This window comes from Pectobacterium brasiliense, from assembly GCF_013449685.1.
Taxonomy (GTDB): Bacteria; Pseudomonadota; Gammaproteobacteria; order Enterobacterales; family Enterobacteriaceae; genus Pectobacterium; species Pectobacterium brasiliense_A.
In genome coordinates this window covers 69,217-83,609 of the sequence record NZ_JACDSF010000042.1, presented here as the reverse complement: position 1 = coordinate 83,609, position 14,393 = coordinate 69,217, and the positions used below count along the sequence as shown (strand labels likewise).

The following is a 14,393-nucleotide window of genomic DNA, read 5'->3' as shown; positions in this document are numbered from 1 at the left end:
GATAGGGAAATACTATGACAAGCGAACACCAAAGGGCAACCGACTCTGTAACGTTGAAAGATATTTACGCCGCCGCTCAGCAGATCAAGGGAACAATAAGCAGGACACGGCTGGAGCATTCGCCACCGCTATCCGCCCTTGTCGGTGCGGAAATCCGACTCAAAATGGAAAACCTCCAGCAGACCGGTAGCTTTAAGCTGCGTGGTGCGGCAAATGTTCTTGCCAATCTGGATGCAGAACAGCGCCGTGCTGGCGTTATTGCCCCCACGGCAGGAAATCATGGATTGGGGCTCGCCTATGCCGGGCAGGTCGCGGGCATCCCCGTAACCATCTTTTTGCCACGCGCGGCAGATCCAATGAAGGTCGCAGCCATGAAAAGTTGTGGCGCACGTATTACGTTCTTTGATGACATCGAAGAAGCGAGGCAAGCGGCTATCGCCGCTGCGCAGCAGTCAGGTGCCACCTTCGTTTCTGCCTACGACAACCCGCATATGATTGCAGGCGGTGGCACTGTCGGTCTTGAAATCATGGAAGACTGGATAGATGCAGAGATCATCCTGGTGAACATCGGTGGCGGCGGGCTCATCTCAGGAATTGCGACAGCGGCCAAAGCAATCAATCCCGCGATCGAAGTATGGGGCATACAAAGTGAAGCGAGCCCAACGTTCGCTCGCTGGAAAGAAGCGGGTGAAACGATTCCAGTCGATCTGGCTCCCTCCATCGCCGAGGGCGTGAGTGGCTATATAGAGCCCAGCGCGATGACCTGGCCGTTGGTTCGCGATCGCGTCGATCGTGTGCTCACCGTCTCTGAAGACGAAATCAAAGCTGCGATGCTATCAATGCTCGATCTACATCGCCATGTTGTCGAGCCTTCAGGGGTGCCCGCTGTCGCGGGAGCCATTCGCTACGCGAAAGAGATTGGCGGACGTAAAACCGTCTGCGTCATCACCGGCAGGAACATCTCAAGCCAACGCTATCTCACGCTACTTAATGACGCGAAAACCCGCGCGGACAAATAGGACAAACATCGTCTTTTCGGCCATACAGAATGAGACGTTACAGCGTGAACCCGTAGTGAGAACCGTCCGGCAGTTCAACATCAAGGCGCAGTTTACTGCCGGTCGCCTCAACATAGCGTTTGAGTGTGGAAAGTTTCAAATCGCGGCCGGGTTTCTCCATTCCCGCAATGGTTGGCTGTTTTAATCCAAGCACCTGCGCCATTTCCACTTGCGTTTTTTGCACCCTCTCACGCAGTTCGGCGAGATGAATATTGAGTAACATGTCTGCCGCTATAGCGTGAGCCTCAACGACAACGTCTGGTTTTTCATCCGCAAGGAGCTGTTCCAGCGTTCTGCCCATAGCATTACCCTCTCTTCTCTGATTTTTTCAGATACTTTGTGAATTCCCGATCGGCAAGCGGAATCATCTCATCATAAAAGCGCTTTTCATTGCCGGACTTAACCAGCTATCAAACACGTCCGTCGTTTCAATTTTCCACACTGGGTTACCCCTAATATAGCTCAAATACTATATAGGTTAAAAGCAATAATTTGAATAATGACGTGGTATAAAACGACATGCACCGACATAACTAAAGAAGCCGAAGCGGCATTCCAGATTTACGATGCAAGTGAAATGGTATGCTGTCCTAGTGCGAGCAAGGTCGCACAATGCCGTGATATGTAGATTGGGTCGATATGGCAGCGCAAACCGCTAAAATTCTGCGTCTTTTGCGCTAACGCTTTACCACCAGCGAGTAAATTTTGACGACGATCCGCGCAGTTGCCGCTTTCCTCCAGCAATATGCGGATCTCGCGTTATATCAATATGTAGTAGAGATAGCACAGAACGGTATCAGCAAAATGCATGAGTTTGTTATGGTATTGACTTAACTCGCTCTCTTTTCATGCATAAGGAGTTTTTGAATGGCTACCTCCCCAACGTATGTGCCACCAAAAGTCTGGCAGCCCGCCTCTTCCGGCGGTGCTTTTGCCAATATTAACCGTCCGATAGCTGGCCCAACGCACGAAAAAGCGCTGCCCGTTGGCAAACATCCGCTTCAGCTTTATTCGCTGGCAACGCCAAACGGCGTGAAAGTGACAATCATGCTGGAAGAGCTGCTGGCGCTGGGCCATTCAGGTGCCGAGTACGATGCCTGGCTGATTAAGATAAGCGATGGCGATCAGTTCTCCAGCGGGTTTGTCGACGTCAATCCGAACTCTAAAATCCCAGCCCTGCTTGACCAAAGCGGCGAGAAATCGATTCGCGTGTTTGAGTCCGGATCCATTCTGGTATATCTGGCAGAGAAATTTGGTGCGCTGCTGCCGAGCGACCTCGCCACGCGCACGGAAACCCTGAACTGGCTCTTCTGGCAGATGGGTTCCGCCCCTTACATTGGCGGTGGATTCGGTCATTTTTACGCCTATGCACCGGAAAAATTTGAATACCCGATCAACCGTTTCACGATGGAAACCAAGCGTCAGTTGGATGTACTGAACCGCCAACTGGCAGAGAACCGCTATCTGGCCGGCGACAGCTACACCATTGCCGATATTGCCGTCTGGCCGTGGTACGGCGGGCTGGTACAGAACGCACTTTACTCCGCCGGAGAGTTCCTATCCGTACACGAGTACACGCATGTAAAACGCTGGGCCGATGAAATTGCCGCCCGTCCGGCAGTGATTCGCGGTCGCAAGGTCAACCGCACCTGGGGCGAAGAGTCTGAACAGGTCGCCGAACGCCATCAGGCATCCGATCTGGATTAACCTTCTGCCGCCAGCTCAATACTGGCCGTATGCAACGACTAAAAAAATCGGCCTCTGCCCTCTCCCGTCAAGGAGGGGGCAAAGGCCGAATAGGGTATACGCGCGCTTGACTAATTATCGGCGTACTTTCACTTTATTCAGCACGGTCTGAATCGCCGTCGACAGTTCATTGATCTCGAATTTCGCGACGTAAGCATCTGCACCCACGTTGCGTACGTGATCTTCGTTCGCGCTACCAGACAGTGAAGAGTGAATCACGACCGGAATATTCTTCAGATATTCTTCACGCTTGATATTTCTTGTCAGCGTAAAACCGTCCATTTCCGGCATTTCCAAATCGGTCAGAACCAGTGAGATCTTATCCGAGATCGGTCGGCCTTCTGACTGTGCTTCTTGCGCAATTTGTCGAATCTTGTTCCAGGCATCCTGTCCGGTGATGTGCATACTAAACGGAATGCCCATCTGGGTTAGCCCCTGCTCAAGCAGCGAACGAGCAACTTTGGAATCTTCCGCCACAATCGCAATCGCACCCGGCGTATAAGGGTAAATTTTCTCCTCAGTGCTCTTGAGCGTGGTTTCACGATCGCCAGGAATGATATCAAACAGAATCTGTTCAACATCCAGAACCAGTGCCAGACGGTTGCTATCTTTGTCGTTATCAAGACGCGCAATACTGGTGATATAGGAACCGCTCACGCCCGCTTCAGCAGTCAAAACCTGACTCCATTCCAGACGAACGATATCGTCGACTGACTCCACGGCGAATGCTTGCGTACTACGAGCATACTCCGTGATAAGGAGGATATTCAGGCCAGTTTCTGATGAACTACCAACTACAGCAGGAAGATCGATAACGGGAATGATTTGTCCACGAATGTTGACCATACCCAGCATCGGCGATTTCATGCCAGCCGCTTTGGTCAGCGTAGGCATCGGCACTATTTCACGCAGTTTAAACACGTTGATGCCAAACAGTTCAGATTTGCCACCTTCAGGTGATTTGCCCAACTGGAATAATAAGAGTTCAAATTTATTAGCAGAGGTGAGGTTTGTTCTCTCATCAATTTCTTTCTGAAAATTATCCATGTTTTCCTCAGTGCGAGTCATTGTCATTATAGGTATACCGTAACAAGGCAACATTCGAGATGTGAGCAAACAGGAACCAACATCCGACCGCTACACTGTACGTAATAGTCGTGTTCTTCAATCTGATCCAGCGTCAAACGTAAATATTTGTTAAGTATGTCAGCCTTATCATCCAACGATGCCAGTCATCGGACGAGTAGACGGATATCAGCTCTCTTCAGTATAACAGTCGGCTAGCATCTTTAAGGTGCAGATGACATTCCCTGAATCATTAATATCGGCAGAATTTTCCAACACCTTATCCCAAACCGTGACAGAAATGTTGCCTGGAAAGAAAACCTCACACCTCTTTTGACACCTAAGTCAGAAAAAACCGAAAACATACCGTACGGTTCAGTGTTAGTTTTACAAAAATGGTGTGACAACGTCGTACAGTCGGCCACGAGTGAGCAGCGCCCCCCCTTTTCTGAGTCGCTGTTCCGTAGATGTAAATACCGTCCAGATTGGCTATTTAGCAGGCTTTAAGAATCTGGATAAAGCGAGGACGTAGGCGCTGAAGTTTACACGTTGGTATAACGGCAAGCATAAGCACAGCCAATTGAGGTTCGCCACACCACATCAGCGACATACTGGTCAAAATGTGTAGATATTAGCGCAGCGTAAATCGGTCAAAACGCCGAAGGGGGGAAGAACAAGAAAGGCATGACGATGAACAGCAAAGGACGACGGGGGTTGATAAGCGAAAACGGATTATTTACTATCCAGCTCCGAATGATGGGAGCCCTGAATTTAGGGCGTGTGGCTTGATACCACATGCCCTAAATTCAGTAGACAGAACAGGAACAAAATTATGGGTAATTCCCTGGGTTGGCAAATCAATTTGTAACAATTTTTTTAAAATTTACTTTCTTAAATTTTTTATAAATTGTCCTGTTCATGAAAAAATTATAAGTGATATCATGGGGTAACAGTAGTTAGACTTAGGTATAGGTCAGCACTATACTTTTAGGATGCCATCTATATCATGGGTACTTTCTTGCTTTTATTGAGGCCGTTACATGTCTGTATTTTGCTCTGACAATGAAATTATCAATAACACGATAAAAAGCTATCTCGGCCGAAAATTAAAGCAGTATGGCGACCTGAAATACGCCTACATGATCATGAACAAGAAGAACCCCTCTCAGGTTGTGATCATCTCAAATTACCCGCAGGAATGGGTTAATACCTATAAAGAAAATAACTATCAGCATATTGATCCGGTTATTTTGACGGCGATAAATAAAGTCTCGCCGTTCTCCTGGGAAGACAACATCGTTATTAACTCTAAGCTGAAGTTCTCCAAGATTTTTAATCTGTCAAAAGAGTACGATATTGTTAATGGCTACACCTTTGTCTTACATGACAACAATAATAATCTGGCGGCGTTATCGATTATGTTTGAAGAGCACGCGCCAACGGATATGGAAAATATTGTTGAGGAAAACAAAGACAAACTGCAAATGCTGCTGATTGCCGTTCATGAGAAAATCACTACGCTTTACAAAGAGATGACGCAAAGCCCTCAAAGCAAAAAGCAAGGTGACAAAGAGATTTTCTCCCAGCGCGAAAACGAAATTCTATACTGGGCCAGCATGGGAAAAACTTACCCAGAAATTGCGCTGATTCTGGATATCAAAATCAGCACCGTGAAATTCCATATTGGTAATGTGGTAAAAAAACTGGGCGTGCTGAATGCCAAACACGCCATCAGACTGGGCGTAGAATTACAGCTCATCAAACCTGAACCGTTATAATCATTATATTTTCGATAGCCGATGCACGATGACCAATCCTGGCACGGGCAGCGACAATCTCGGCGGACAAAGTCCAGCGCAGGGAATCTGCGACTGGCACCTGATGGTCTCCACGCCAGCAGCCGAAAAGGTGCTGCTCGCCAGCGGCCTACGTACACCGAGGGCCTATAGCAATCAATTCGCTATAACTTATGACTTTTTATTCATTGCGTTGCCAGCCGACCTCCGCCTAAAAAGTGGGGAAAATCGATATGGTAGGTAGCTGCAACATGCATCTGGATTTACGGCAATTACGCAATTTTCTTGCACTGGCCGAACAGGGTAGTTTTGTACAAGCCGCAGAGGCCGTCTGTCTGTCACAATCGGCATTCAGCCGCAGCATTCAGGCGCTGGAACAAACGATGGGACATCCGCTTATCGACCGTCAGAGCCGCCGTTTTGCGCTGACGTGGCAGGGTAATACGCTGCTGCCGTTTGCGCGGCGTATGCAGGAGCTGTCCTGGGAATTGATGACCGACATGCGGCAGATCAGCGAGGCGCAGGAAGGCGAACTCACATTTGGCTGCGGCCCCGCACCGTCGACCACGCTAATCCCCAAAGCGGTCGCGCATCTCCATGCCCTTCGTCCGCGCGCCAGAGTCACCTACAGCGTGGATAACTGGCAGTCCCTGCGTGAGCGGCTGCTGGCCGACGAGTGGCCTTTTATCGTTGCCGACACCTGGCAGGCCGAAATGGAAACCAACCTCCACGTACAGCCATTAAGTCAGCAGCGCTGCTTTTTTATCTGCCACTCTTCACACCCGCTGGCGCAGCAGGCAAACGTGACGCCGGACGATCTCCTGCGCTTTCCACTCGCCTCCCCTTTTATGCCCGTTGGCATGCGCAAGGTGCTGGCGGCGTTAACGCGTCAGCCCGATTATCGGCCACAGATTCAGTGTGACCATATCTATTCCGTCTTCAGCATCCTGCGGCACACGCAGGCCATCAGCTTTGCCAGCGAGGATGGCTTTGCGCTGGGACGATTAAGCCATCAGTTGGTAGAAATTCCGCTGACGGGCACGCCGCCGGAATGGGGAAATATGCAAACCCGCTTCGGTATTGTCACCTGTTTGCAAAGAACGCTGCCGCCGTTGGCTGAGTTGATGATCGAAAGCATACTGGCGCAGGACAGGCTGCGCTCACCGGCTCCAGCACTGCCGACCCTGTGAGCGCATTCGTGATTATTTCACCGGATTACCGCTGGCGTCATACACCGCCCAGTTCGATTCCAGCCCTTTGGCTTTCAGCGCCCTATCAACAAACTGGCCGGCAAACCAGTCGCTGGCCGAGAACGTATTGCGAATCAGCCCGGCTGCTTTTGCGCGTTCGATGCTGTCCTGCAAGCTGCTGAGCAGGAACGGATCGAGACGCGGCGAGCTTTGAAACGGGAGATCTTCCGCTTTCAGCTCTTCCTGAAAAATCGCCTGCGGAATCTGACTCTGTTCGGCCATTAGCGCGGTGTATTCCGGCAGGTGCTGCGCATCGCCGATCCACTGCGCATTGTCCACCAGCACATTCACCAGTTGCTGCGTCGTGCCCGGATAACGGTCGATAAAGTCCTGCGTCGCCAGCACGGCAGCCTGTGTGGTGTTCGGCCAGCCCAGCGCCCGGCTGGTGGTCACAATATTGATGCCCTGTTTACGCAACGCCAGCAGAGAGACGCCGCCCCACACCGCATCCACGCGTCTGGCCGCCAGCGCTGCTTTGCCCGCCGTCCAGTCAAGATTGATCACCCGCACATCCCGCTCGTTCAGCCCGACACTTTTAATCGCCCGTTCAAACGACAGCTGATCGGCCGTCCCCTTGTAGACCGCAATCCGCTTGCCGCGTAGGTCTTCAATACGCTGAATACCCGATTCCGGTGTCGACGCCAGATAAGAATTAGATCCGCGTGACCCGACCAGCACCCGCGTTGGCAGGCTACCAGAACGACCGATAATAGCCGCCAGATCGCCCAGATACACGACATCCAACTGCTTGTTCGCCAGCGCCTCATTCACCGCCGGACCCGCGCCTTTAAAGAACGACCACTGAATCTTGATACCTTGCGGTTCAAATTCTTTCTCCAACTGCTGGCGAATATGCGCCAACCCCAGCGGCCCGCGGATAAAAGGCTTGCTGCCTGCACTCTGATCCGGCAAACCAATGCGAATCTCCGTCGGTTTCTGTGCATCCTGCAGGGCGGCGTCGTTTGCCTGAACGGTGGAAACGAGCGCCGTCCCCATCAGTAAGGCAGTACTTAACACCTTCATCCCCCAGCGCCAGCGGGAAGATGCCGTTATCGGAGAGGTAGTGATCAACAGGGTGGCTTGTTGCATACGGTTTTCCTTAATCATTCGTTTCATCTGCCATGAAAACTAACGAACCGTCGGCGTCAGGCTTAAATAACATTTACAAGTTTGTTCAGCGGAAAAAAGCATAAATCAGGGCTGGCGGGCTCGGGCTACGCATATGCATTTATTGCACGGCGACCATCGCTTTATTGCATTGGCGTTCAACGTCGAAACCTGTTTTTTATTCCCTATTCATCCAACTGCGATGGTTTTCGGGAATAAAATGAATAAGTCGATACCGCTGAAAAAAACCGCGAACGTCTGGCCTGCACTGCCGATAGCACGAGCCTATTCTCTTGTCGTGCCACTCATCGTACCGCTGGTGCTGCTGGCCCTGTGGTATATCAGCACCCACTACGGCTGGATACCCGCTCAGATTCTCCCGACTCCCGATGTCGTCGCTAAAACTGCCGTCGAACTCTGGCACAACGATCTCCTGCCGCAGCTCTTTATCAGCCTGCAACGGTTGGCGAGCGGCCTGCTGGCAGGCGTTCTGGTGGGAACGCTGCTTGGTGCGCTGATGGGTGCCTCGCGCCTCGCCGAACACCTGCTGCACCCGACGGTATACGCGCTGGCACAAATTCCAACGCTGGGCTGGATCCCGCTGTTTATGGTGCTGTTCGGGATTGATGACGGTTTAAAACTCGCGGTCATCATCAAGGCCGTGATTATCCCTGTGACGCTGCATACGCAAACGGGCGTGCGTAACGTGCCGCATGCACTACAGGAAGTCGCTCGCACTTTGCGCCTGCCGTGGCATCGGCGCCTCATCCAATTAACACTGCCCGCCGCGTTCCCCACCTGGTTAACCGGCTTACGGCTGGCGCTCTCACAGGCGTGGGTGTCGCTGATCGTGGTCGAACTGCTGGCGTCATCTCAGGGCATTGGCTACCTGCTGGTATGGGGACGTCAGCTGTTTCAGTTGGATATTGTATTTGTCTGCATCGCCGTGATTGGGCTGGCGGGGCTGGCTATGGAGTGGGCAATCAATCGGCTGGAACGTCGTCTGGTCTTCTGGCCACACCCGCCGCTCAGTCGCTTAACTACCGCACCGTCTCGCCGTTTATCCGCTTTGGTTTTACCCTTTCTGCTTCTGCTGCTCTGGCAACAGGCCAGCCGTTTTGGCTGGATCGACCCGCTACTGCTGCCACCGCCCGCCGATGTGTGGCACATGCTGCTGCAAGGCATCCGTGACGGTTCGCTTACCGAGGCGATGCAGGCCAGCCTGACCCGTGCGCTTGCTGGTGCAGTATGCGGCATTATCGCAGGGCTCGTGTGCGGTGTGCTGCTGGGGCTGAATACCACCAGCGATGCCCTCTTTACGCCCACGGTCGCGACGCTGCGCCAGATCGCGCTGTTTGCCTGGCTGCCGCTGCTGACCGCTTGGGTCGGCAACGACGACGTCGGGAAAATCACGTTTGTCGCGCTGGCGTCGTTCTTCCCCATGTTGGTGGCCAGCCATCGCGGTATCCGCCAGCGTTCTCAGGCTTTACAGGAAGTCGCACAGGTGTTGCAGCTCCGTCTCGCAACCCGCCTGCGGGTGCTGATCCTGCCGGGTGCCGCACCCGCAATCTTCGCCGGTTTACGTCTGTCGCTGATTTACGCCTGGCTTGGCACCATCGGTGCGGAATACTTCATGTCATCCGGCACCGGAATCGGCAGCCTGATGATCAACGCTCAACAACTGCTGGATATGCCCCTGATTATCAGCGGCATGCTGTTGATTGGATTAACGGGCGCGGTGCTCGACCGCGTCGGATTAGGTCTGGAACAGCGGATGACGCGCTGGCGTTCCGCAGGAGAAATCGCATGACGTCCACAACTATTGACGTATCACCGCCGCCGGTGGTGCAGTTCGATCGACTTCGTAAACAGTTTCGCGTACAGGGTGAGGCGTTAACGGTGATTGAGGATTTTTCCCTGTCGATCCACAGCGGTGAACTGGTGGCGATTGTTGGCAGCAGCGGCTGCGGCAAATCCACGCTGCTGCGCATGTTGGTCGGCCTAGACAACGACTATCAGGGACGGGTGCTGGTCGAAGGGAAAACCGTGCGTGGCATCGGACGTGAGCGTGGCATGGTATTTCAGGAACCGCGCCTGTTTCCGTGGCTGACGGTGCGACAAAACATCGCGCTCGGGCTGGCGAATGAAGCCATCGATGACAAAGAACGAAAGCGCCTGATCGACCACTTTATTCAGCTCGTGCATTTGCAGGATTTTGCCGATGCCCTGCCCGCCCAGCTTTCCGGCGGCATGGCACAGCGTGTGGCTATCGCACGCGGGCTCGTCGCCAATCCACGCATCATGATGCTGGACGAGCCTTTTGGCGCACTGGATGCGTTGACCCGCCAGCAGATGCAACAAGAGCTACGCCGCATTCATCAGGCGGAAGGCACCACCACGCTGCTGGTCACCCACGACGTCGAGGAAGCGGTCTATCTCGCCGATCGCGTCGTCGTGCTGGCACCGCGACCGGGACGTATCCGCCAGATTGCGACGATTTCGCTACCGCATCCGCGCCAGCGCGACAGTCAGGCCTTTCACCAGCAGTGCAGCGATCTGCTCGCCTTGCTGACGCAGCCTGCCGATACGGCGGCTCTCTCTTCTCTGAACACGTAAATACTGGAGCACCATTATGGGACACCCTTCCGTCTACCCGACCGGCACAACGATTTACAACCCGGAAAAAGCCTGGGGCGGCTACACCGTCTTTCAGGCACTGGAACGTGGCGCGGTACTGGTGGATATGAACGGCACCGAACTGCGCCTGTGGGAAGGCCTGCACGGCTTCCCCAATAAAATCCTGCCCGGCGGTTACATCCTTGGGCACAGCGGCGAACGCGACTCGCGCTACGGCATGCAGGACATGGTCGACCTGATTCAGGTGGACTGGGACGGCAACGTCGTGTGGAAATTCAACGGCTATGAACACATTACCGATCCCGATCTTCCGCCTGAATGGATGGCGCGCGTCCATCATGACTACCAGCGCAGCGGCAATCCAGTAGGCTACTACGCACCGGGACAAGAGCCGCAGTCGATTGGCGGCAACACGCTACTGCTGGCACATACCAACCTGCACAATGAACGAATCAGCGACAAACTGCTGCTCGACGACACCATCATCGAAGTGGACTGGGAGGGAAACATTTTGTGGGAATGGCGTTGCAGCGACCATTTCGACGAGCTGGGCTTTGACGACGATGCGAAAACCGCGCTGTACAACAATCCTAACCTGCGCAAAAGCGGCGGCGGGATGGGCGACTGGATGCACATCAACTCCATGTCGGCACTCGGCCCCAACCCGTGGTTCGATCAGGGCGATACTCGTTTCCATCCGGATAACATCATCTGGGACGCACGCGAGTCCAACATCATCGCCATCATCGACAAGCAAAGCGGCAACATCGCCTGGCAGCTTGGCCCCAACTACAACACGCCTGAACTCAAACACATCGGCTGGATTATCGGTCAGCATCACGCGCATATGATCCCTGCCGGCTTGCCGGGCGCGGGCAATATTCTGGTGTTTGATAACGGCGGTTGGGCAGGCTACGGCGCGCCCAATCCGGCCTCAGCCGATGGCGTGAAAAACGCCTGGCGTGACTATTCCCGCGTGCTGGAAATCAACCCGATAACGCTGGATATTGTCTGGCGCTATTCGCCCTACGAAGCGGCTATCCCCCATCCAACCGACGCCTTCCGTTTTTACAGCCCGTACATCAGCAATATCCAACGTCTGCCGAACGGCAATACGCTGATTAACGAAGGGGCCAACGGTCGGTTATTTGAAGTCACCGTCGATCACGAAATTGTCTGGGAGTTTATTTCCCCCTACTGGGGCAAGACGGTGAACACTAACATGCTGTATCGCGCTTACCGCGTGCCCTACGAGTGGGTGCCACAGCTACCGCGTCCACAGGAAACGCCGGTGTTCGCCCCCGACAACACCCAGCTACGTCAACCCGGTGCCGCCGCCCCCGGCTTCGCCAGCGTCATTCGTATTGAGGGCACGCGCCCCTACAAAAAGAGCGGCGATGCCCTGTGTGTCGCGACTGACAGCGAAGGCCTCAAGCGCAGTCCGAAGCTCTTTGCCGTCAACCGTGAGCGCTTTGCTCTACTGACCGCCGACGACTGGCCTGAGCTGGTAGCCCAACAAGGTCCACAGTTGTTATTGGTCGGCGCAGAGCGCTGCGTCCACTGCAAGAGCCTCTACCGCCAGTTAGAAGCGATTCTGGATAACGAGGAATACCGCCACTTGCCGAGCCATTATCTGGACGCCGATCATCACATTACCCTCGCGGAGCAATTGGCAGTCAGGACGTTACCGACCCTGCTATGGCTCGTAAATGGTGAAGAACAGGCTCGCCAGAGCGGCGCACAACAGCCCGAACGCCTGCGCCAGTGGCTAACCGAGCAACAGATTTAACTCTCACACCTTGAACGCGATCTCGCTCCCAGTGAGATCGCGTCTATCTGTATACTGCCTCTTACACAAATGCCTCAACTTGCGGCGGTTTATATCCGGCTTAAAAAATTATGCAGCGGTGGACGTGGCCGCCGAGTGAGCGGCATGGACGCCGCGAAAGCCTGTGCTGCGCCAATTTATACGCGCTGGATCACATTTCCTTTGCATCACTTCGTCGTAATTTGTTATGTTATTACATATCGATTTACACTGACCCTATACGTTATTCATGATTAACCGGAACAGACACACAGACGCCATTCTTCAGGTAGAAAACCTGAGCCTGTCTATGGGCAGTGAAACCAAAGTCAGCGATATCAGCTTTACGCTGTTCGCGGGTGAGCGTGTCTGTTTACTCGGTGCGTCCGGCTCCGGTAAATCCCTCACCGCCAAAGCCGTCATCGGCACGCCGCCGTCGGGCTGCCAGGTTCGCGGCAGTATTAGGGTGAATGGCGAAGAGGTCGGTCAGTTGAAAGCGCTGGCACGTCCACCGGTTAGCCGCGTTTCGGCCGTGTTCCAGGACTCGGCAACGGCGCTCAATCCCCTCATGCCGCTGGGAAAACAGCTGTCATTGGCGTTGAAAGCCCCCTCTTCCGCTGAACTTTCTGCGCTCCTTAGCGCCATGAAACTGGATGATATCCCCAACCTGTTGCAACGCTATCCTGCCGAACTGTCCGGCGGTCAGCGCCAGCGCATTTGTATTACCCTCGCCCTACTCGGCAAAACGCGCCTGCTGGTAGCAGATGAACCCACCACCGCGCTCGATGTCATGACCCAGCAGCAGGTATTGCAGGTCTTACAGGAACGTAGCACGCAGCCGGATGCTCCGGCTTTGCTGTTTATTACGCATGATATCGCCGTTGCCGCCCAACTCTGCCAGCGTGGTCTGGTGATGGAAAACGGCCAGATCGTTGAATCCGGCAGCATGCAGCAATTACTGAATGCACCACAGCAGCCCTATACCCGCAGTCTGGTCGCTGCCGCGCGGCGCGCTGACACGCTTTTATCTGACACCCTGTTATCCGACAGGATGTTACCCGCTGCCGGAGCACTCGCCGGATGAACCACCACCTGCATGCGGTTCCCTCACCGTTTTTAAGTCTTGAGCACGTTAGCCGTTATCGCCAGACGTCACGTTTGCCGTGGCAAAAGGCCGATCCCGCCAGTGCGATTTTTCACGACCTGTCGCTAAACCTGCAACAGCACGAACGCGTCGGGCTGGTCGGGGCGTCCGGCTGTGGTAAATCCACGCTGCTAAAAACCCTGCTCGCGCTTGAAGCGCCGGGGCGTGGCGCGGTGTACTGCGACGGCAACCTGATTACGCCCGGTTCGGTGCGTTCGCTGCTCTGGTATCGCCGCCGCGTTCAGTACATTCCGCAGGATCCGGCAGGCTCGCTCGCGCCGCGTCAGCGCGTCGCCGATCTCCTCATTGAGCCGCTGAAGCGACTCCGCCCCGATGAAGTCCGTCACGTTAATGGAAATCATTTTGCCCGCCTGGGCGACGTCATGGATCAGGTAGGACTGAGCGTCACGCTTCTGGATAAGGTCGCCGGACAGCTTTCCGGGGGACAGGCACAGCGCGTTGCGCTGGCACGGGCGCTGATCGTTCGACCCGAATTTTTATTAGCAGACGAGCCCGTCAGCGGTCTGGACTTGCCGCTGCGTGAACAGATTAAAACCCTGCTTCAACAGATTACCGAGCAAAACAAGATGGGCTTGCTGATGGTCTCGCACGACATTTCCATGCTCGCCGGGCTATGCGACAGAATGCTGGTCATGGACGGCGGACGCATTATTGAAGATCGCCCTACAACCGAGGTGCTGGCTTCGCCGCAGCAGGCGCACACCGCCCGTCTGTTGCAGGCCGTTCCCGCCCTATCGACGTCGGGCTATTAGCTCGCTGAAA

General features: G+C 54.2%; 12 protein-coding genes. 9 read left to right on the top strand and 3 right to left on the bottom strand.

Going from position 1 to position 14,393, the window contains the following annotated elements:
- Window positions 1-14 precede the first annotated feature (14 nt).
- Window positions 15-1,019, top strand: coding sequence for a threonine ammonia-lyase (locus H0248_RS16395; RefSeq protein WP_180786714.1), 1,005 nt, complete (start codon window positions 15-17; stop codon window positions 1,017-1,019).
- Between the two features lie 37 nt (window positions 1,020-1,056).
- Here the strand turns inward: H0248_RS16395 and H0248_RS16390 are convergent, their stop codons facing one another.
- Complete coding sequence (locus H0248_RS16390; protein ID WP_010284412.1) at window positions 1,057-1,359, bottom strand: helix-turn-helix domain-containing protein; 303 nt, start codon at window positions 1,357-1,359, stop codon at window positions 1,057-1,059.
- A gap of 566 nt (window positions 1,360-1,925) precedes the next feature.
- Here H0248_RS16390 and yghU point away from each other — a divergent pair.
- Window positions 1,926-2,765, top strand: coding sequence for a glutathione-dependent disulfide-bond oxidoreductase (gene yghU / locus H0248_RS16385; RefSeq protein ID WP_180786713.1), 840 nt, complete (start codon window positions 1,926-1,928; stop codon window positions 2,763-2,765).
- A 114-nt stretch (window positions 2,766-2,879) separates the two neighbouring features.
- On the opposite strand, the gene H0248_RS16380 is transcribed toward yghU, so the two are convergent.
- A complete protein-coding gene (locus H0248_RS16380; RefSeq protein ID WP_180786712.1) occupies window positions 2,880-3,851 on the bottom strand; it encodes a chemotaxis protein in 972 nt (323 codons plus the stop codon).
- Window positions 3,852-4,909: 1,058 nt separating this feature from the next.
- Between H0248_RS16380 and H0248_RS16375 the strand changes: the two genes are divergently transcribed.
- Together H0248_RS16375 and H0248_RS16370 are read left to right on the top strand one after the other, a co-directional pair.
- A complete protein-coding gene (locus H0248_RS16375) occupies window positions 4,910-5,647 on the top strand; it encodes a LuxR family transcriptional regulator (protein ID WP_014914840.1) in 738 nt (245 codons plus the stop codon).
- Window positions 5,648-5,916: 269 nt separating this feature from the next.
- The gene (locus H0248_RS16370) at window positions 5,917-6,855 is read left to right on the top strand and encodes a LysR family transcriptional regulator (RefSeq protein ID WP_180786759.1); all 939 of its coding nucleotides are present in this window, start codon (window positions 5,917-5,919) and stop codon (window positions 6,853-6,855) included.
- A gap of 12 nt (window positions 6,856-6,867) precedes the next feature.
- On the opposite strand, the gene H0248_RS16365 is transcribed toward H0248_RS16370, so the two are convergent.
- The gene (locus H0248_RS16365) at window positions 6,868-8,004 is read right to left on the bottom strand and encodes an ABC transporter substrate-binding protein (RefSeq protein ID WP_180786711.1); all 1,137 of its coding nucleotides are present in this window, start codon (window positions 8,002-8,004) and stop codon (window positions 6,868-6,870) included.
- Between the two features lie 238 nt (window positions 8,005-8,242).
- Here H0248_RS16365 and H0248_RS16360 point away from each other — a divergent pair, with 238 nt between their 5' ends.
- The 5 genes from H0248_RS16360 to H0248_RS16340 all read left to right on the top strand — a co-directional run bounded on the left by H0248_RS16360 (window position 8,243) and on the right by H0248_RS16340 (window position 14,383).
- A complete protein-coding gene (locus tag H0248_RS16360; protein WP_180786710.1) occupies window positions 8,243-9,832 on the top strand; it encodes an ABC transporter permease in 1,590 nt (529 codons plus the stop codon).
- Window positions 9,829-10,638: an ABC transporter ATP-binding protein gene (locus H0248_RS16355; protein WP_180786709.1), complete on the top strand. Its 810-nt coding sequence runs from the start codon at window positions 9,829-9,831 to the stop codon at window positions 10,636-10,638. The genes H0248_RS16360 and H0248_RS16355 overlap by 4 nt, the downstream gene beginning before the upstream one ends.
- 16 nt (window positions 10,639-10,654) lie before the next feature.
- Window positions 10,655-12,448: an aryl-sulfate sulfotransferase gene (locus H0248_RS16350; RefSeq protein ID WP_180786708.1), complete on the top strand. Its 1,794-nt coding sequence runs from the start codon at window positions 10,655-10,657 to the stop codon at window positions 12,446-12,448.
- 328 nt (window positions 12,449-12,776) lie between these two features.
- Complete coding sequence (locus H0248_RS16345; RefSeq protein WP_240351923.1) at window positions 12,777-13,550, top strand: ATP-binding cassette domain-containing protein; 774 nt, start codon at window positions 12,777-12,779, stop codon at window positions 13,548-13,550.
- The gene (locus H0248_RS16340; protein WP_180786706.1) at window positions 13,547-14,383 is read left to right on the top strand and encodes an ABC transporter ATP-binding protein; all 837 of its coding nucleotides are present in this window, start codon (window positions 13,547-13,549) and stop codon (window positions 14,381-14,383) included. The genes H0248_RS16345 and H0248_RS16340 overlap by 4 nt, the downstream gene beginning before the upstream one ends.
- Window positions 14,384-14,393 lie beyond the last annotated feature (10 nt).